1 protein-coding gene is annotated in these 1,379 nt (G+C 49.8%); it reads left to right on the plus strand.

Annotated features, from left to right (window positions below; genetic code table 11):
- Positions 1–144 precede the first annotated feature (144 nt).
- Positions 145–1,379: hypothetical protein (locus tag AC1MDJ_RS07850; protein ID WP_479690366.1), on the plus strand; the 1,235-nt coding region annotated here is incomplete at its 3' end.

Genomic DNA, 1,379 nt, shown 5'->3' on the forward strand with positions numbered 1-1,379 from the left:
TACACTCTGACAGCAGCATTTACACTATTTTCCGGTAGCACTATTCCTGCAGGCACGAACTTTGCCACGCCTGTGACAGCAAACATTAGATACACGCTAACTGGGGCTATCCCTAGTGCCATTACTATAAACGCCCCTGCTACGGTGCCAGCAGGCACAGGTATAGCGGCAGGCACAGTGTTGCCTTACAATGCAGTTGTCAGCACTAACGAAAATCTACCAGCTGGACTTCTCACCGCCGCTGTGACGGTGAGAAGTGCTGTGTCAATACCGAGTGGCACTATATTTTCTGCTGGTATGACAATCTCTAAGGCAATATCAACTACTGACACGCTTTCTGCGGGCATGACTATACCAGCTGGGGCGACAACTGTTGCTGTGTTAAATTTTCCAACAGGCTATACTCCTGCAAGCCAGATAGATTTTGATAACGGCACGATATTATCAGCAGGCGTGACGCTTACGAGCACCATTTCTGTTTCTGCGGGTGCGTCTTTAGTCAACTCCGCGGTCCTGCCCATTGACTTTACCCCATCTTCTAGCGTGACCCTACCAGCGGGTACGCTTTTGCCGACAGATATAACGTTGTCTGCCCCTGTAGCTTTTAATAGTGGGGATACTATTCCAGCAGGGACCAATTTACCTGCACCGCTAACGGTTGTTACTAATCAGTCGTTCACTGCTGGCACAGCTATTCCTGTGGGAACGCTAGTATCGGCAATAACATTTTCAGCTGGCGATACGCTCCCAGTTGGGCTTACCTTTGCAACAGCCACAGTCGTCACCACCACCGAGACGCTTTCTGGTCTGCTACCGCAATCATTGCAGCTTGCAGATGAATTGATAATGCCGATAGGCACAACCATTGGTGCATCTAACACCGTTGCTGCAGGCGCTACATTAGCCGCTGGCACTACGCTTGTCGCGGGCACGGTGCTCTCTGCACCTGTCACTGTTAGTGTGAGTCAGTATCTGCCGGCTGGGTTGCTCTCTACGGCTGTAACGGTGAACGGTAGCGTAGCAATACCGACTGGCACAATTTTTTCTTCTGGAATGACACTGCCTATGAATATATCAACCATCATGATGTATCCTGCGGGTACGTCTGTGCCAGCTGGGGAGGTAACTGATAATACGCTAATCTTCCCAACGGGCTATACTCCTGCAAGCCAGATAGATTTTGATGATGGCACGATATTATCAGCGGGCGTGACGCTTACGAGCACCATTTCTGTTTCTGCGGGTGCATCTTTAGTCAACTCGGCGGTTTTGCCTATTGACTTCATAACAAATACAATTGTAACCATCACAGCGGGGACGACGCTATCGCGTGATGTTGCGTTGTATAGTGCTGCGACTATCTCTGCTGGCAGTACTTT

Source organism: Candidatus Termitispirillum reticulitermitis, from assembly GCF_054655775.1.